The sequence below is a fragment of the Bradyrhizobium tropiciagri genome, from assembly GCF_001189845.1.
Taxonomy (GTDB): domain Bacteria; phylum Pseudomonadota; class Alphaproteobacteria; order Rhizobiales; family Xanthobacteraceae; genus Bradyrhizobium; species Bradyrhizobium tropiciagri.
Window position 1 is genome coordinate 65,870 of sequence record NZ_LFLZ01000011.1, and the last position, 17,678, is coordinate 83,547.

The window sequence follows — 17,678 nt, forward strand, 5'->3', positions numbered from 1 at the left end:
CTCCTAAGGTACGGCAGGCGGCTCGCCTGCCCAAGCGCGCGCGATAAGGTCTCGGATTGCGTCGCGCTCGAGAGAACGGGGATTCCAATAGGCGTCGACCATCGCAAGGTCCGCCGCACGGTCGATACCATCTTCCGGCATACCGATTTCGCGCAACCCGCGCTTCGTGCCTAGTCGCCGGCTTAGATCGAATAACCCGGTGGCTACGTTGTTCGCGTCTACTGCCTTGGCGATGCGAGCCGCGGCGTCGGGGGCTGCCGCCGCATTATAGGCCGGCGCGTGCGGGAGAACGATGGCGTGCATTTCCGAATGCGGAAGATCGAACCGACCACCGAGCACGTGACAAAGCTTGTGATGCAGTGCCATTCCGACGGTACCGAGACAGACCCCGCAAAACCATGCGCCGTAGAGTGCTTCGGTGCGCGCGTCGTTATCGCCGCTTGTGACGGCAATCACGGAAAGCGCATGTGCAAGGGCACGGATGCCCTCTTCCGCCATCAGCGAGATTACGGGATTCGCCTCTTGAGCAAAGAGCGCCTCCGCGGCATGGGCGATCGCATTGATGCCCGAAGTTGCGGCAAGCCTAGCAGGTAAGGTCATCGTCAGGTCGACGTCGTAGATAACCGTTTCCGGCAGCACGGCCGAACTGCGTACGGTTGTCGTCCGTCCATCGCGGGTTTCTCCGAGAATCGGAGTCATTTCGGAGCCTGCATAAGTGGTGGGAATGCAGAGCTGATTGATGCCGGTGCGCAACGCTAACGCCTTGCCGAGGCCGATGGTCGATCCGCCGCCGAGCGAAATGACACAATCCGCCTGGCACGTCCTCAGCGCGGTCAATGCCCGCTCTGTCACCTCGACCGGCGTATGCATCGTGGCGTCGGAGAATATTCCGGCACAGAGCGATCCAAGCTCGTCCGCGAGCGAGACGCCCTGCATCATCTGTTGCGAACTGGTCAACACCAGAGCTCGTTTGCCACCGAGGCGTCTGACCTCGGCTTTGACGGTACCCAGCGTGCCGCTACCGAAGACAACGCGACACGGAAGACTTTCGTACGTGAATGATCCGATCATGCCAGCACTGTTCTTATGAGATCGTCAGTTGGCAGCCCGATCCGTGGCTCGCTCAGGTTCGAGGACATCGCAGCGGTTACCGCGGCGCCTTGCAAATCCGTATCGAGTAGATTCAAGTCCGAAGTGTGAGGGGTCGGTCGATGGCGGGACGCTGCCACCTGCCGGCCTCTTCATTGAAGAGAGCCCTCGACGCTCGGGCTTTCGCCCGAGCGCTTCAGGATGTTTTCTACTCGGCGGCCGTCGACATATAACCGTCGCGCTGGTCCTGCGCCTTGGCGTATTCGGGTTGGAAGCGCACATTGGCGTAGTGCGAGTTCTTCTGCGCCTCGGCGGCCCGCTTGCCGAGTTCTGCCGTATCGCCGAAGCCGAGAACCTGCCGCGCCAACTCGGTCAATGGACCGTCCACCTGGTACTCCGTACGCTGCATCGTGAGCAGATTGATGAGGTAGAGCGGCGTTCCATTGAACTTCTCAAACATCTCGTGCCTGTTGCCCCATTCGGTCAGGAACCGCTCGCTGATCTGACGGAAGATCTTGATGCGGTCGTACGCGCTGATCTCGGCACCGCGCAAAGCCTCGGAAAGCTTCGGACCGATGTAGGGGTCCTCCAGCTCTTTTCTCGACGGTTGGATCACGACGCCGCGGCCGCAGAAATCGATGAGCAAGTTGACCATCTTGTTCTGGTTTTCAAGATAATAGGCACGGCCGAAGTCGATGTAGATGTTGTTCGGCTTGAAAAGACCGCCGGGCGTCGCGAAGCCGGTTTCTTCGGCGGCGATCATGAATGCACGGCACGTCTCGCGGAAGCGGATGAGTTCGGCGAGCTGGGCCTGGACGACCGGATTGGTGCTGGTACCCAGCGATTGCGTTAGGAGCAGCGCGAGACCAACCATCAGTTCGGCGTGGACGCAATGCCGGATCTGCGTCTCGAGATGCACCCAGTCGAACTGCCGCTGCGGATACCACTTGGCATGATCGGGATTACCTACGTGTTGGACGCGGTCCCAGGGAATCAGGACATCGTCGAAGTACACCATCGCATCCAATTCGTCTCCGATCGTGGCCAAGGGACGATCGTACGGATCGGCATCCGGCTGAGCGTTCGATTTACGGGCGACGACCGAGATGCCCTTCGTGGCGATCGGTACCAGCGCGTAAACGGTCTGCTCGGGTGTCTGACCGGGCCGCCAGAGGTTTCCAATGAGGAGGTGGTTGACGAACGGAACGGAGGTGCCGATCGCCTTCCAGCCTCGCACCAGGATGCCGTCATCGCGCTCTTCGATGATCTTGAGCATCGGCGTCTCGGCCATCGCATTGTCGCGGCCGCGATCGAACTGCACGTCGAGGAACATCGGCGAGATCGCCAGATCCTGCGAAGTCACTTCTTCCCACTGCCGTTGGATGTTGCCGGAGAGATCGCGCTTCTTTCCGGAGAAGCGGGAGTTTTCCGACCAGGGCTTCTGATCGTCCACCTGGGTAAACATCACGACGTTCATGCCAGCAGGTGGCCTGGTGAAGATACCGCCCTTGAAATGACGGCAAAGGAAGTCGCAGTATTGCCGGCGCTTGACGACGTCCGCTTTGCTGCGCGGTAGGAACCAATGCATCGACTGGCGCTTACCGTCCTTGTCGATGAAGGTCGCAATTTCCTGGTTCTTCGGATCGAGGTGGAGATCGTAATATCCGGCGATGGCTTGGGCATAGCCCTTAGTCGCAGGGTGAGTCGTGACATCCTCGATCTGTTCGCCTCCGACATAGACTTTCCGGCCGTCGCGGAGCGACTCCAGGTATTCCTTCCCGCTTCTCATTTCTATTCTCCGTTAGACATGGGTGAGTTGACGTTGAAAAGTATCTGCATCCCAGTAGTCCTCGCTCCGGTGGATGAGGCCGTCGCGGATTACCAACAAATGCACGCCGCGAAGCGAAATCGCCTGTTCGTGCGGCGCGATCGGTCCCATCTGGCTCTTGAGCGTGGCCTTCAGGAGGTAGCTCATCATGGCGACGCCGTTCGCACCGACGGCACGCCGTTCCGGTGTCCAGGAAGCGTCGGGAAACCAGCCGAAGAAGCGCTCCAGGCCTGAAGCTATTTCCTTCGGACCTTGTTTGACCTTGCATTGCGCAATCTCTTCGTGACTGGCGTCGGGCGCGTAAAGAGCTGCGACCGCTGCGGCATCGCTGGCGTTGTGGGCTTCGTAGAATCGTTCGACGACCTTCTCGATACTCATGCCGACGCCCCTGCGGGTGCGAGGTCGAACGCGACCGTCTTCAAGTAACGGCCCTGCCCGTACAGCAGGGGACGAAGCGACGTAGGCGCCAAGATCGTGCGGATCGCACCGATCACGACGACATGGGTCCCTATCCGTCGGATTTCGGAGGCGTCGCAATCGAACGTTGCGATCGCCTCACGCAACACGGGCGTAAAAGATGGCACGGGGAGTTCGTCCGCGGGCAGGACATCGCTGTCGAGGTACTTCGACGCGCCGGGCTGTGCGCAACGTTGACAGAGTCCGGCTTGAGCTTCACTGAGCAGATTGAGCGAGAACTTCCGGTCTCTCTCGATGTCCGCCGCCGTGACCGTCTTCGCGTTGATGCAGACCAGAAGAGTCGGTGGCTCCATGCAGACGGGCGTGTACGCGCTCACCGTCATTCCCCACGGCCGTTCTTCCCGAAGCGTGCCCACAACGGCGACGCCTCCCACTACCCGACGCATCACCGCGCGGAAAGCATCGGGCCGCGGACCGGAAGCGAGTTCCCAAAGCGCAGCGTGCGTACTGACGCCCGTCTCCAAATGATGTCTCATCGTACAGCCTCCCATCGCAGTCTCGCGCTATTTCCTGCCCGCTCGGAGGACAGTGCGCGATGTTGGCAATGTCGCGAGGCTATTCGGGAGAACTGCAACGCGTCCAATCGATATTTGTGATTTCAAATATCTACGCGAATGCTGCGTTTTGCACGCGATCGAACCATGGCGACCGCGGCGCCGCGCCCAACTATCGATGCAGTGGATGTCTAACATCGATCGTATGGATTATGACTCGCTCTTTGCATCCGGCCGCGGGCTTCCGAAACCATCAAATCAGGTTGATTTTGTTCGGTCGAAACGTGCACACTCCTGTATTGTGTCACTTGCCGGTCAACGGGAGCAGGGCTTTGAACCTTCGCAGCGTCGACCTCAATCTGCTAGTCGTACTCGATGCACTGCTGACGGAACGAAACGTCAGTCGTGCCGGCGAGCGCATTGGCCTTACGCAATCTGCGATGAGCGCGGCTCTGTCGCGTCTCCGCGAGCTGTTCGACGATCCGCTTCTGGTTCGCTTCGGTCGAGGGTTGGAGCTGACGCGAAACGCCGAAGAGCTCATCGTTCCGGTGCGGGAGACGCTGGAGCGCATCGAGCAAACGCTTTCGAAGAAGGCGCATTTCGATCCTGCCGAAAATACGCGTAGCTTTTCGATAAGTGCTTCGGACTACGCCGTTCTGGTATTGTTGACGCCGTTGGTACGTGCGCTCGCCACCGAAGCGCCCAATGTGACCGTTCATCTCCTGCCGCGCGCCCGCGACCCGGGGCGCATGTTGCAGACCGGCCAGGCCGACCTCGTGATCGAACCCAGCGAACTGTTTGGCGACGCCGGATACCCGTCGACGCCTCTACTCAGCGACCGCTGGTTATGCGCTGCCGACGCCCAGCATCCGCACATCGCGAAGGATTGCTTGACCCACGAGCAGTTCCTGAAACTGCCGCATCTCGTTTATGGCATCGGTATGGATCGGCAGCTAAACTTGGCCGATCAACGGCTTTCCGAGATGGGTATCCAGCGGCGTATTCAAATCACGGTCGAGAGCTTTCTGCTGGTGCCGTTTCTCATCGAAGGTACCCCGCTCATCAGTCTCGTACTGGAGCGCGAGGCCCGGGCGCTGCATTCCTGCTCGAAGCTCAAATTATTCGAGCCCCCCATTGCCTTGCCCGACATCCACGAAGCCATGTATTGGCATCCTCGCCATACCAATGACCCCGCACACGCATGGCTGCGCAATCGACTCCGCGATGTAGCCGCCGCCCTCGTTTAGCGCGATCGATATCGGCAACCGGTCGGACGGCCACCTCGAGCTTCATGTCCACTAGGGGGTTGTCGCACGGATCATATGGGCGGGCCGAAGCTTGGCACGAGTAACCGCGCAGCGTCAGGTTGTCGCGATCTCGTGCAAATCCTTTCAAAGGAAACATGCGGCGCTCTCGATCGATACGTTCGCGGGGGTCTCATCCCGCGCGGATGAAGGCAACTCGATTGCCGTGGCAGAATGTTCGTCGCTGATCGCGGCCGAGCCGAAGACAAGGCTTTCGGCCGGGGTGGCCAACGAAAGACCGTTTGCTTTGCATTGGCTATAAAGGAGGTCGATGACTTCGTTGCGGGCCGCCGTCCAGCCGACGGGACTCTCCACACGGAACAACAACTCGACTTCGATCGCAGCTGCGTCAATCGAATTCAGGGCGACAATCGGCGACGGGTTCTGGACGATCCGCGTGCTGGCTTCCAGAACCGATCGCATGACTTGCTCGACGAAGTTTGGCGTCGTGGTGGCAATGCGTACGGTCAACGTGATCTGGTGCGTCTCGTCGGGGCGGCTGAGATTGGTGACACCCTGTCTTGCCAGGATGCTGTTCGGCACAACGACGACATTGTACCCTCCGGTAAGGAGATTGGTGGAGCGCCAGTTGGTCTCAACGACGCGGCCTTCCGTGCCGTCCTTCAACTGGATCCAGTCGCCTATGGCATAGGCCCTCCCCAGCGTCAGCGCGATCCCTGAGAAGACATCACCAAGGGTATTTTGCAGCGCGAGGCCGAAAATGATGGCGACAACGCCTGAGGTCGCGACCAGCGTGCCGACCGGGACACCAAACACAAAGCCAATGATCGACAGCGCCACACCGAGATAGATGACACCGACGGCCATGTCCTGCATAAGATGCGCTTCCCGTGGCCGGCGATTGAACAGCATATAGATGTGGACCAGGCCAATAATGGCCCATGCGAGATGGGTCCACCACAGGATCCGGGCCGATATGGAGAGTAACGCGCCGAGACCCCGCAAGTGAGCGCCATCGACGCGGTGCGGAGAGATGCCGCCCAGATAGAGCACGAGACTCATGCCGATAAAGAACAGAATCTGGGCGATCAGTCGGCCTGTCGGACGGTTGCTCCCCTGAACATGCCAAACGACGATACCCGCAATTCCGAGGATGTTGGTCAGAACAAGCGGCATCATGTGATCTTCGTTTAGCATGGTTGTGACTCAGCAATAGCGATCGGTTGCAATCGGTGGAACGGCCTTAGGCTCAGGTGAAGCTACGCATCAATGAGTCCACGTCCCGGTGGCGTGATCAATCAGCCCACATGCATTCGAACACCCTTGGCCCCGTTGAGGAGCCGCTTCAGATGAAAATTCGCCAGCGGGTCGTCAGCGTTGAGACCGACCAGTGCTGCGAAGGCTGGCACCACATCGGTGTCATTTGCCTCCAACTTGTTAAACGCAGTTGCATACTGTGTCGCGGCCAACCCATAACTCTCCGCAGCTGATAAGGGCTCGTGGGCGCGTAGCGCCTCACTTCGTCCCCGCAGAACAAGATCTCCGATCGGCCGCCCCCTGAACTCCCGGGCCTTACACGCGATCGAGTCGCTGACGCAAATTCGCGTGCCCAATGTCTTGTTCGCCGCCTCCAGTCTGGCGGCAGTGTTAACTGTGTCCCCGTAGGCTGTGTAGTCAAAGTAACGGCCGCCGCCGAAATTGCCGACCAGTGCAGGCCCGGCATGTACGCCTATCCGCGTGACACCGAAGTCAACGCCCCTCTCTTTCCAGCGCTCCCGAAATGTTTCGGCCCGTCGATCGAGCGCCTGCGCGCACGCGATCGCACGGGTGGCGTAATCGATCTGGTCGCCGGGTGCATTGAACAGGACCTGAATGGCGTCGCCGATCACCTTCGCCACCGTCCCCTCATAGGCGAAGACGACATCCGTCAGTCCACCGACGTATTCGTTGAGCAGATCTGTCAGCACATTCGAATCGGCCGTCTCGACGAGTGAGGTGAACCCCGTAATATCGGTGAAAATCACCGCAATGTCGCGCCAGTGGACCTGCATTCCATCGTCGCCATCCACCGCAGCAAGGCGCTTAGCGAGCTCAGGCGAGAAATATCTGGACAGCGACGCATGAGCGCGCTCCGCGTCCGCTTGGCGCCGGCGCGCTTCGCGCAAGACCTCGATGTGACGGATGGTCTTGTGGATCGTGGATTCCAGGTCGGCGAAATCGATGGGCTTGGTCAGGAAGTCGAACGCGCCACGATTCATTGCGGTCCGTATGTTGCTCATATCGCCGTACGCCGAGACGACAATCGCCAGCTTTCTGTCCTCTCGCTCCTGCAGTTTCGCCAACAGCGAAAGACCGTCCATGCGCGGCATGTTGATGTCCAAGACCACGAGATCGACATGCGGATGCTGCTCGATCGATTGCAACGCCTCAAGACCGTCGCGCGCGAACATGAAGGCTACCTGCCGCTCGCGAATCTGCCGGCGAAATCTCCGGAGGATGAGCGCCTCCAGATCCGGCTCGTCATCGACTACAAGAACGGTGGCGGTCATGCGGCCAGTTCCAGTCTTTCCTGGATCGCCTGACGGACCTGGCCAAAGTCGATCGGCTTGGTCAACAGGGCCAGCGCGCCCCGCTCAAGTGCCGTCTTGCGCGTTTCGGCATCACCGTACGCCGTGATCATGATCACCGGAACGTCGGGCCGCCGAGCGCGAAGCTGCGGCAGCATCTCCAGCCCGCTCATCCCGGGCATATTGATGTCGGAGAGAATGAGGATCAGCGTTTGCTCGTCGGTATCGGAGATGCGGTTAAGGGCCTGCGCTGCCGATCCGGCAAAGTCCATCACAAAGCGCTGGGCGCGAAGCTCGCGTCGAAATTGCTGGCGAAACAGAACCTCCAGATCGGGTTCGTCATCCACCACAAGAACCGATACAGTCATAGTCAGCCCCCGATACTGCGAGAAAGACCGATGTTGCGCGGCAGCAGGATGGTGAACTCGGTGAATTCTCCGGGCTCAGTCTCGACATCGATCCTGCCGCCATGTTGCTTCACGATGATGTCGTGGCTCATGGAAAGGCCGAGGCCCGTTCCCTCGCCCGGCGGCTTGGTCGTGAAGAACGGATTGAACATCTTCTCCTTCACCTCGGGCGGAATACCGACGCCATTGTCGTGGATGCGGATTTCGACGTATTCGCCGCGATCATGCGTGACGGCGCTGAGCGCGGGTTCAAATCCGGGATCACCGTGCTCACAGCGCTTCGCCACGGCATAGAAGCCATTGGAGATGACGTTCAGCAGCACCCGCGTAATCTCCTGCGGGAACACGTCGGCAATCCCGGTGTCCGGATCGAACTCGCGCCTGAGGGTGACGTTGAACTGTGGTCTCTCGGTGCGCGCGCCATGGTAGGCAAGATTGAGGCTCTCCTCGACCAGCGCACTGACGTCGGCAGGCCGATGCTCGCCGCCGCCACCACGCGAATGGAGGAGCATGTTCTTGACGATGGAGTCGGCGCGCTTGCCATGCTGCACGATCTTCTGAAGATTGTCTGTTAGCAGCCCTCTCAGTTCTTCGACTTCGTCGCGGATGTCATCCGCGAGCATGACCGGAGCAAGAACCTCGTTCAACTCGCCGGTCAGCTCGACCGAGAGCGCGGCGAAATTGTTGACGAAGTTGAGCGGGTTCTTGATCTCGTGCGCAATGCCAGCAGTGAGCTGACCCAGCGATATGAGCTTTTCGGTCTGCACCAGGCGGTCCTGGGCCGCGCGTAGATCGTCGAGGGATCTGGCGAGTTCCTTCGTGCGGGCCTCTACTTCTTCGAACAACCGTGCGTTCTCGATCGCGATCACGGCCTGATCGGCGAACGTCTTGAGAAGGTTGATCTGGCTGTCCGTGAAGGTTCCGGGTTCGACGCGCGAAACGCCGATTGTGCCGATCGCCACGCCTTTTCGGAGCATGGGCACGACCACGATGCTTCGATATCCCCTCGCGCGTGCCATGCTCCTGATCGCCGGATGAACACCCGGTTCGGCCTCGATATCGGAGCGAAATGCGATCGTCGACGTGAGTGCGACCCGGCTGTGGATGCCGGAGGACGTGAGCGGCGCGGGGAATGAGATTCGTATCTCCTCATCACCGGCCACGCTTCCCGCCGTGCATGCCGCCAAATGAAGCATGTCGCCGACGACACGTGTCACGAGCGCCGTTTGGCCGGCAAGCAACCGCCTCGCGCTTTCAGAAATGACGTCGAATACCGGCTGCACGTCAGTTGGTGAACTGGCGATGACATTGAGGATTCCTGCCGTGACGGTCTGCCGCTCCAACGCGATAGCGAGTTCGCCCTGCAGACGGGCATTCTCGGTCACTCCGCTTTGCAGTCGTCGTTCGAGCTCATCGACCCTGTTCCTCAGGTCGGCATCCATTGTGCTGATCATCATTTTCGGATTCAGCGCCCACACCCTGATCGCGACTAGGCCAACCCCAGGCCGCCGTCGATGGCGACCACTTGGCCGGTCATCCATTCCGAGGCTGAGCCGGCAAGCCGGACAATCCATTCTGCGACATCGTGCGGAACGCCGCGCCGCCCGAGCGGGATGCGTGCACGCTCCTGTTCCTTGACCGCGGCGGCCTGTTCCTGGGTCAGCCCCATCATGCCGGTGAGGGCGCCGGACTCCGTTGGCCCAGCGGCGACGGCGTTCACCCGTATGCCGAATGGCGCAAGCTCCAGCGCCCAACAGCGGGTCAGGTGCTCCAGCGCCGCCTTGCTCGCTGCATAATGAGACAGTCCGGCCGCGGGCCGATGACCAAACGTGCTCGACACATTGATGATGGTGCCGCGCCTCGCCTTCAGGTGCGGAAGGGCAGCGGAGGCGAGCAGGCTGGGACCTAGCACATTAACCGAGAAGATATCCATGATCCGATCGGCCGTGGTATCGGCCAATGGAAGGATTGCGCGGCGCGGCGTGTTGACCAAGGCGTCTATTCTGCCCCAGAGATCCATCGCCTTGGCAATTGTACGCCTGGCATCATCAGTCGAGGCCGCATCCGCAACGATACCCGCGATGTTCGGATGCTCCGCAATCGTCTCGTCCAGGGGACCCGCCCGGCGGCCGGTCACGAGCACCTTGTCGCCCTGATTGGCAAGGCGGATCGCCGCCGCTCGCCCAATTCCTGAAGTGCCGCCGGTCAGGACAATAACTTTTTCTTCGTTATGCATATTGATCTCGCTCCTCTGCGGTTACTGGGCGGTCCAGCCGCCATCAACCGAGATCGCGGTTCCGGTGATCTGGTCAGCGGCGGACGAACATAGAAAAGCGACAGTGCCGCCAAGCTGCGCCGGAGAAACAAATTCGAGGGATGGTTGCTTCTCGGCCAGGAGTGTTCTGGCTGCTTCGGTCCGGCTGATGCCTCTTTGCGCGGCGATGTCATCAATCTGCTTGTCGACCAGGGGCGTTCGCACCCAGCCCGGACAGACCGCATTGCATGTGACCCCGCTCCCGGCAGTCTCCAGGCCGACCACTTTGGTCAAGCCGACCAGACCGTGCTTGGCCGCGACGTAGGCGGCTTTGTGCGTCGAAGCGACGAGGCCGTGCGCGGAGGCAATGTTGACGATCCGCCCCCAGCACTGCTTCTTCATCTGGGGGACAGCCGCCGCAATGCCGTGGAACGCGGCCGACAGATTAATCGCCAAGATCATGTTCCACCTGCTGATTGGGAATTCTTCGACCGGCGCAGTGAACTGGATGCCGGCATTGTTGACGAGGATGTCGAGCCGGCCGAATTTCTCGACCGTCGCTGCGATCAATCCGCGCACGGCCTCCTCCTTCGACATATCGGCGCCATCGTAAACGGCGCGCACACCATGCTCGCGTTCGATGCCGCCTCGGATCGCCTCGATTTCGCTGGCATCGCCAAAGCCATTCAAAACGATGTCAGCCCGGAGCTTGGCCAACTCCTTAGCGATACCGAGCCCAATACCGCTGGTCGATCCGGTGACGACGGCTACCCTGCCCTTCAACATGGGACTTCCTTTCGATGGTTTGGGATAAGATTTTCGGCGAGATCAGTCACGGCGGTGGATATCGTGCGTGACAATGCCGAGTTCGGGAGCAGGCGGGTCGAGCCGCCGCGGATCGGCTAACGTACGGCGGATATCCTCCAGACCGCTCTGCCAATGCGCCCGCATCGCGCTCAACCCGAATTCGTAATCCTTTGAATGGCGCTCGTAGGTCTTGGACTGGTAGATCAGATGGATGATGTTGCAGGACCGATGGCGAGCCATGTCCGCGATGGCGCGGATTTCCGGATCCTGCTTCGCGCCATCCGGCAACATTTCGAGCACTCGCTGCAGCGCCTGACGCATCTTCTGCATCCGTAGCGCCTGGTCCGTGATGGCGCGTGTGCGGCTGGAATACTGAATGTCCTTCTGGCGGCTCGACACCTCCATCAGGTCATTCGGCACGCGGCCCCGCGCCGACCAAAGATCGACCTGGAAGGTCAGCGTGTCTCGCGGCTCGCTCGACAGCACTCGGGATAAAGGCGTGTTCGAAACGACGCCGCCGTCCCAATAGGGCTCGCCGTCGACCTCGACCGCAGGGAAACCCGGCGGCAGGGCACCGGATGCCATGAAATGCTGCGGTCCGAGCCGGCGTTCAGCGGTGTCGAAATAAGTCAGGTTGCCTGTACGGACGTTGACCGCGCCAACGCTGACGCGCACCTCCCCCGCGTTTAGCCGATCAAAGTCGACAAGCCGCTCCAACGTCTGCTGCAATGGTGAGGTATCGTAGAAACTCGTCGCCGCGTTGCCCGAGAAGGGCGACAGGAACGGTGGCGGGAAGCGTGGCTTGAAAAAGCCGGGTTGCCCCTGGAGGAGGGCCTTGAGGGCCGCCAGGGCATTGTGCGCTGAGCGGAGATCGAAGGCGAACGGCATCGCATTGGCAAGCCCTTCGCCAACCGGCCATTCCACCGCCGCCGCGCAGATGCTCTCCCAGAACTTGCGTAGCCGTTCGATTCGCTCGGCCTCGGACGAGCCGGCAATAATGGCGGCGTTCAGCGCGCCGATCGAAATGCCAGCCAACCAGTTCGGCCGTATGCCAGCTTCGTGCAGGCCTTCGTAAACGCCTGCTTGATAGGCACCAAGCGCGCCGCCACCCTGCAGCACCAGGGCCACGACATCATATGGCAACGGCTTGGCCGGCTGCGGCGCCGGATCGATTTTCCCGCGCATGACGTTCAGCATTTTCTGGAGCTCCGGATGTAGGGCTGATTTCGGTCAGCCGGCATTTGCTTCGATCAGGACGTCAGAGACCGAGCCGCAGCGCGGAGTTCCCTGGTCGGTGGCAAGATAGTCATGGACCACGCCGCCGAGCCCGAGCGTCAAGTCCACGACGAGGTGCTTGGCCGACAGAACCTGCAGCACCGGCAACTCGGCGACGGGTGCCAGGGCGTGCGAGTACAGATCCAGGGCAGCGGGCCCGGTCCAAGCGCCCTTCACGGTGATGTCCTCGAGGTGGAAGCGCACCAGCTCGCAGATGCGCGGCGCGCCATCGACATGCGGAATGATCTTGAGAAGGAAATTGGGGGCTGCGAGCTTCCGGGCTTCCGCCGCGGTATCGAGCGTGCGGTGCTTGTAGCCCATGGTGCCGGTAGCAATGCGGACTGAGCCATAGTTCAAAGTGCCAACCAGCGTATCGATTTCGACCTCGAGCTTCGGTTGCGCCAATTTCTTGGGAAACCCCCATAGCTCGCGCCCGCCCGCAATCGGCGGATGGTCGTTCAGGAACATCTGATGGGTGAAGCCGCCCAACTGGCCCCTGTAGCATACCGGAATGACCTGGCCGCTCTCGGTGTAGTCGCCGAAACCGGTGGAATCCGGCATGCGGATGAACTCGTAGTTCACCACCGGTTCGGTGACCTCCAGCGGTTCCGGCACCACGCGGCGCAGCGCTTCGGGATCGGTGCGGTACTGGATGATGAAATACTCGCGGTCGACGAAGCGGTAAGGACCGGGAGGAAAGGCCGGACTGCTTAGCGGCATCGCGAACGACGATGCGCGCACGGTCTCGTGTTTCACGGGGTAAGCTCCAAGTTTGTCAGTGGCGGGCGCGTCGCGCTTGTCAGCACCCGCCCCTGCTTCGGATTTGACTCAACGCGCGGTCAGTAGTCCCAGAAAACCGGCACCCAACGAAACGCGTCGCCGGCGACTGCGACATGACCGACCGACGGGAACGGCATGTGCGTAGCCACCAGCAGTTCGCGGTTCACCGCCAGTTCGCGCAAAAGTTCGATCCGGACGCGAGCGGCTTCCTCGGGATCGTGCTCGAAGCCGTTGTGCCAATCCGGGTGCTCGAACCCGACGGCGAAGACGAGGTCGCCGGCGAACGTCAGCTGGTCGCCGCCGGATGCCACGCGAACCACGCTGTGTCCGGGAGTGTGGCCACCGGTGCGGCGGACTACGACGCCCGGCGCAACTTCGTGCTCATCTTCGAACGTCCGCAGCTGGTTGTGGTACTCGTTCGCGAACCGCTTTGCGGTGGCCCGAAGCGCGTCCGGGAATCCTGGCGGCATGGAGACGCGGGAGAAGTCGGGCGCCTCCCAGAATTTGACCTCCGCGGCTGCCACGTGGATCCGCAGGTCCGGCCGCAGCCGGTCCTTCACGCCCTCGACCAGCAAGCCGCCGACATGGTCCATGTGCATGTGGGTCAGCACCACGTCGGTCACCGATGCCAGATCGATGCCGGCGGCTTCGAGTCGCTTGACCAACTGCCCGGCCCGCGGCAGGTGCAGATCCGGGTCCAGTCCGAGACCCGCGTCGATCAAAATCGTCTGCGCGCCGCTGCGTACCACGACCACGTTCAGCGCCCAGTCGAACGCGTCCGGCGGCAGAAACATATCGTCCAACCAGGCGGCACGGACGGCCGGGTCGGCGTTGTGCGCCAGCATCTTGGACGGCAGCGGCAGCACGCCGTCGCTGATCACCATAACATCGATGTCGCCGATTTTCAGCGCGTAGCGCGATGGTACCAGTTCGTCGGGCTTCGATCTAACGGAGCGTGCGGCAGTGTCTAAGCTCATGGTTGTCTCCTGTTGAGTATTGCGGATCATCCGATCCATCTTCGAGAATTTCAGCGCTCGTCCTGAGCGGCTCGTGCTTCCCGCGCAGAAAGCGGGTCAATGCTTGTGAGGCGTTCAGAGATCAGTCACGCGCTCCGGATCAGCGGACGCAAGAGCAGCGGCACGCTCCGCTCGCGGCGGATAGATCCAGACGGTATTGATATCCCTCTTGGTCTTCTTGGCTTCGTCGCCAACCATTTCGACCTTGCGTTCCCAGCCTCGCGTGAACAGCGCGCCGGCTTTTCCCAGATCGAGGCAGGTGACGTAGGCCTTTTGGTGGTACCGTTTGGTCGGAACGCCGAGCAGCTCGGCGGCCGCATTGTTGCCGGCGAATGCGCCCATCCGCGTGGCATGTTGGCAGGACATCAGCGCGTAGTTGCCAACCTGGTCGCATGCCGCTCTCGCGGCATCACCGGTCGCAAAAACGCCAGCCACCGACAGCACGCGCAAGTCGGGATCGACGAGCAGGCGTCCAAAGTTGTCTCGCTCTGCTGGAATCTGTGCGGTTAGCGGAGCGGCGCGCATGCCGGCCGCCCAGATCACGGTGCCGCTGTCAATATGTTCTCCGCTGGAAAGCGTGACGCCGGACTTGTCGAGCGCGGTGACGCCAACGCCGAGCCGAGTCTCCACCCCCAGCTTATACAGCGCAGCTTCGATGATAGGACGAGGACCTTCGCCCATGTCGGGGGCGATCGAACTGTTTCGTTCGACGATGACGACACGCGGCTTGGCATCCTTGCCGAGGATCTCACGAAGCCGCGCGGGCATTTCTGTCGCGACTTCGATGCCAGTGAATCCGCCGCCGGCCACGACAACCGTGTCGCGCATCTGTGACACCGGCCACCCCGCCAAATGATGCAAATGCCGGTCGAGGGCGATTGCGTCGTCGAGCTGGTCGACGCTGAAGCCGTGTTCAGCGAGCCCAGGGATGCTGGGACGGAACAGCCGGCTGCCAGTGGCGACAATCAATCGGTCATAGGTGAGTCTCCGCTTCGCACCCTTGGCCGCAACGATGTCTACCACTTGGGACTTGGTATCGATCGACTCGGCGCTACCTTTCACGTAGGCAACGTCAACGGCCTTCAGCACATCCAGGAGCGAAGCTGTCAGGGTCTCCGGTTTCGGCTCATAGAGCCGCGGTCGAATCACCAGCGTCGGCTCCGGTGAAACCAACGCAATTTCGAACGCCTCGGGCGGAACGCCCTGGATGTCGCGTAGCCGGGCCGCAGAGAGAGCGGCATACATGCCGGCGAATCCGGCGCCAATGATGACGAGTCGCATTTGATTACTCCTTGGGTTGATCCGCTTCGATGAAGACGCCGAGCTAGGCGCTCACGAATTTGAGCAAATCGGCGTTGATGAGATCGGGATGCGTCGTACACAGACCGTGCGGTAGCAGGTCGTAAATTTTCAAAGTGCTTCGTTTCAGAAGCTTCGCCGACAAGGTTGCAGAATCGCCAACGGGGACGATCTGATCGTCGCCGCCATGCAGGACAAGCGTGGGGACGTCGATGTTCTTCAGATCCTCGGTGAAGTCGGTTTCCGAGAAGGCTTTGATGCCATCGTATTGCGCCTTGGCGTTACCCATCATTGCTTGGCGCCACCAATTCCAGATCACCGCCGGGGACGCCTGTGCACCTGGGCGATTGTAGCCATAGAACGGGCCACTCGCGAATTCGAGATAGAACTGTGCTCTGTTCACTGCGAGCTGCTTGCGCAATCCGTCAAGCACCTCAATGGGCACGCCCGCCGGATTGGCTTCCGTCTTCAACATCAAGGGAGGCACGCCCCCGATCAGGACCAGTTTGGCCACCCGGTTCCTGCCGTGGCGTGCGACGTAGCGCGCTGCTTCGCCGCCGCCCGTGGAATGACCAACGTGAATGGCATTACGAAGATCGAGATGCTCGACGACAGTCGCAACGTCGGCTGCATAGCGATCCATGTCATGGCCATCGCTCACTTGACTCGAGCGGCCATGACCTCGCCGGTCATGCGCAATGACTCGATAGCCCTTGCCGACGAAGAACAGCATCTGCGCGTCCCAATCGTCAGAACTGAGCGGCCAACCGTGATGAAAGACGATCGGCTGGGCGGACTTCGCCCCCCAATCTTTGTAGAATATTTGCACGCCGTCCTTGGTCGTCACAGAGGTCGCGGGATCGCTTCCTTGTGTGGCCGACATCGAATGGTCCCTTTCCTTGCCAATCGCCGAAGACGGGCGAACGGTCAGCGATGTCGCGCAAATGAGCGTGCTCGCCAGCAAGTTTCGACGCGACGTGGCGAGGCCGCTGAACGTCTTTTTGGAAATCATCTGTTGGGCTCCGTATCGTCAGATCTCTTACCGCTATCTAAGGGATCTCGGGGACCACTGCCCGAGAGCGATTGCGCCGATTGCAGCGCGATTGCTGCTAACGCATGTTGCGCCGCCAATTGGTCGGTGTTTCGCCGGTCAAACGTTTGAATGCCGCGGCGAACGCGGTCTGAGAGCCGTAGCCAAGGGCTTCCGCGACCGCGACGACCGATGCGTCGGTGTCGCGCAGCATCTCCATGGCCTGCTCGAGCAGTCGCTGGCGCAGCCAGGCATGAGGCGAAAGGCCTGTGCTCTCCTTGAAGGCACGGCAAAAATGGAAGCGCGAGAGGCCGGCCTCTGAAGCGAGTGCTCCAAGGGAAACGTCCGCATCGCTATCGGAGCGCAAGCGCTCGATGGCGCGGCGCAGGACATTCGGCGACAGACCGCCCAGAGTTGGCCGAACCGTGATCGACGAGCCAGCATGTGCTGCCAAGAGGCGTGTTGCCAGAAGGTCCATCAATTGCTGCCTGAACAATGCGTGCAGCGTCGCGTGTCCTTCCAGTACATCCACTGCACTCATCAGTAACCGGGAAGTAACGGGATCCGAGTGTACTGTCCGCTCCAGAAGATCGGCGGGCGCGGCCACGTCGGCTTCGTCGGCAACGCGCGAGAGTGTTGCGTGCGGAAGATAGAGCTGAAGGACGTGCATCGGCCGGTGAATATCCCACCGAGAGGTCGAACCAGCCGGAATGAGCGTCACGACGCCGGGACGAGCCGTTCCGATCGCAACTGATCGTCCGGTGCGCCGCTCGAGCCGTTGTACGCCGGTCGGGTAGGTCATGATGACGTGATCGACCATCGGCTTGACGATGTCGTGTACTGGCTCGTGCTTCCAGTATGCAATCGTGCCGCTGGATGGTTCCAAAGCAACGCGAAAGGGCTTGGTCCTGAGCACGCGTGCCATCTCTTCATTGGCGGGGCGCCGCTCACCGACCGGCGGGTCACTCCTATGTGCCTGCGTCACGCCGGGCGCATTGTCCAGGGGAGCGCGCAAGATGGGCTTGCTCATGAACTTCCACTCGCATTGGGGAAGAGCGTTCGTTCCGCGCGTCTGCGGATGCATCGCTTC

At 61.0% G+C, this 17,678-nt stretch carries 17 protein-coding genes; 1 reads left to right on the forward strand and 16 read right to left on the reverse strand.

Annotated elements, in window-relative coordinates:
* Positions 1–3: 3 nt before the first annotated feature.
* The 4 genes from AKN84_RS11690 to AKN84_RS11705 all read right to left on the reverse strand — a co-directional run bounded on the left by AKN84_RS11690 (position 4) and on the right by AKN84_RS11705 (position 3,870).
* On the reverse strand, positions 4–1,071 hold the full coding sequence (locus AKN84_RS11690) for a maleylacetate reductase (RefSeq protein ID WP_050420864.1): 1,068 nt from the start codon (positions 1,069–1,071) through the stop codon (positions 4–6).
* Positions 1,072–1,297: 226 nt separating this feature from the next.
* Positions 1,298–2,878 carry a 4-hydroxyphenylacetate 3-hydroxylase family protein gene (locus tag AKN84_RS11695; RefSeq protein ID WP_050420865.1) on the reverse strand — a complete coding sequence of 527 codons (1,581 nt, stop codon included), beginning with the start codon at positions 2,876–2,878 and terminating at the stop codon, positions 1,298–1,300.
* 12 nt (positions 2,879–2,890) lie between these two features.
* A complete protein-coding gene (locus AKN84_RS11700) occupies positions 2,891–3,295 on the reverse strand; it encodes a nuclear transport factor 2 family protein (RefSeq protein ID WP_050420866.1) in 405 nt (134 codons plus the stop codon).
* The gene (locus AKN84_RS11705; RefSeq protein ID WP_050420867.1) at positions 3,292–3,870 is read right to left on the reverse strand and encodes a flavin reductase family protein; all 579 of its coding nucleotides are present in this window, start codon (positions 3,868–3,870) and stop codon (positions 3,292–3,294) included. The genes AKN84_RS11700 and AKN84_RS11705 overlap by 4 nt, the downstream gene beginning before the upstream one ends.
* A 350-nt stretch (positions 3,871–4,220) precedes the next feature.
* On the opposite strand from AKN84_RS11705, the gene AKN84_RS11710 reads away from it, so the two are divergent.
* On the forward strand, positions 4,221–5,135 hold the full coding sequence (locus tag AKN84_RS11710; RefSeq protein WP_050420975.1) for a LysR family transcriptional regulator: 915 nt from the start codon (positions 4,221–4,223) through the stop codon (positions 5,133–5,135).
* A 144-nt stretch (positions 5,136–5,279) separates the two neighbouring features.
* On the opposite strand, the gene AKN84_RS11715 is transcribed toward AKN84_RS11710, so the two are convergent.
* The 12 genes from AKN84_RS11715 to AKN84_RS11770 all read right to left on the reverse strand — a co-directional run bounded on the left by AKN84_RS11715 (position 5,280) and on the right by AKN84_RS11770 (position 17,618).
* Positions 5,280–6,350: a mechanosensitive ion channel family protein gene (locus AKN84_RS11715; protein ID WP_050420868.1), complete on the reverse strand. Its 1,071-nt coding sequence runs from the start codon at positions 6,348–6,350 to the stop codon at positions 5,280–5,282.
* Between the two features lie 101 nt (positions 6,351–6,451).
* Entirely contained in the window at positions 6,452–7,702 is a 1,251-nt protein-coding gene (locus AKN84_RS11720) for an adenylate/guanylate cyclase domain-containing protein (protein ID WP_050420869.1), read from the reverse strand.
* Positions 7,699–8,088, reverse strand: coding sequence for a response regulator (locus tag AKN84_RS11725; RefSeq protein WP_050420870.1), 390 nt, complete (start codon positions 8,086–8,088; stop codon positions 7,699–7,701). Before AKN84_RS11725 ends, AKN84_RS11720 begins: the two co-directional genes overlap by 4 nt.
* A 2-nt stretch (positions 8,089–8,090) precedes the next feature.
* The gene (locus tag AKN84_RS11730) at positions 8,091–9,569 is read right to left on the reverse strand and encodes a sensor histidine kinase (protein ID WP_050420976.1); all 1,479 of its coding nucleotides are present in this window, start codon (positions 9,567–9,569) and stop codon (positions 8,091–8,093) included.
* A gap of 47 nt (positions 9,570–9,616) precedes the next feature.
* Positions 9,617–10,363: an SDR family NAD(P)-dependent oxidoreductase gene (locus AKN84_RS11735; protein ID WP_050420871.1), complete on the reverse strand. Its 747-nt coding sequence runs from the start codon at positions 10,361–10,363 to the stop codon at positions 9,617–9,619.
* 21 nt (positions 10,364–10,384) lie between these two features.
* Positions 10,385–11,167 (reverse strand): 3-hydroxybutyrate dehydrogenase, encoded by a 783-nt coding sequence (locus AKN84_RS11740; protein WP_050420872.1) that lies wholly within the window; start codon positions 11,165–11,167, stop codon positions 10,385–10,387.
* A 42-nt stretch (positions 11,168–11,209) separates the two neighbouring features.
* Complete coding sequence (locus AKN84_RS11745) at positions 11,210–12,385, reverse strand: DUF3734 domain-containing protein (protein WP_050420873.1); 1,176 nt, start codon at positions 12,383–12,385, stop codon at positions 11,210–11,212.
* Positions 12,386–12,418: 33 nt separating this feature from the next.
* Positions 12,419–13,219: an acetoacetate decarboxylase gene (locus AKN84_RS11750; protein ID WP_128970689.1), complete on the reverse strand. Its 801-nt coding sequence runs from the start codon at positions 13,217–13,219 to the stop codon at positions 12,419–12,421.
* Between the two features lie 83 nt (positions 13,220–13,302).
* Positions 13,303–14,259, reverse strand: coding sequence for an MBL fold metallo-hydrolase (locus tag AKN84_RS11755; RefSeq protein WP_050420874.1), 957 nt, complete (start codon positions 14,257–14,259; stop codon positions 13,303–13,305).
* Positions 14,260–14,334: 75 nt separating this feature from the next.
* Entirely contained in the window at positions 14,335–15,540 is a 1,206-nt protein-coding gene (locus AKN84_RS11760; protein WP_050420875.1) for an NAD(P)/FAD-dependent oxidoreductase, read from the reverse strand.
* Between the two features lie 43 nt (positions 15,541–15,583).
* Positions 15,584–16,441, reverse strand: a complete 858-nt coding sequence (locus AKN84_RS11765; RefSeq protein WP_050420978.1) for an alpha/beta fold hydrolase — start codon at positions 16,439–16,441, stop codon at positions 15,584–15,586.
* Between the two features lie 226 nt (positions 16,442–16,667).
* Positions 16,668–17,618 carry a helix-turn-helix transcriptional regulator gene (locus tag AKN84_RS11770; protein WP_128970690.1) on the reverse strand — a complete coding sequence of 317 codons (951 nt, stop codon included), beginning with the start codon at positions 17,616–17,618 and terminating at the stop codon, positions 16,668–16,670.
* Positions 17,619–17,678: the final 60 nt, after the last annotated feature.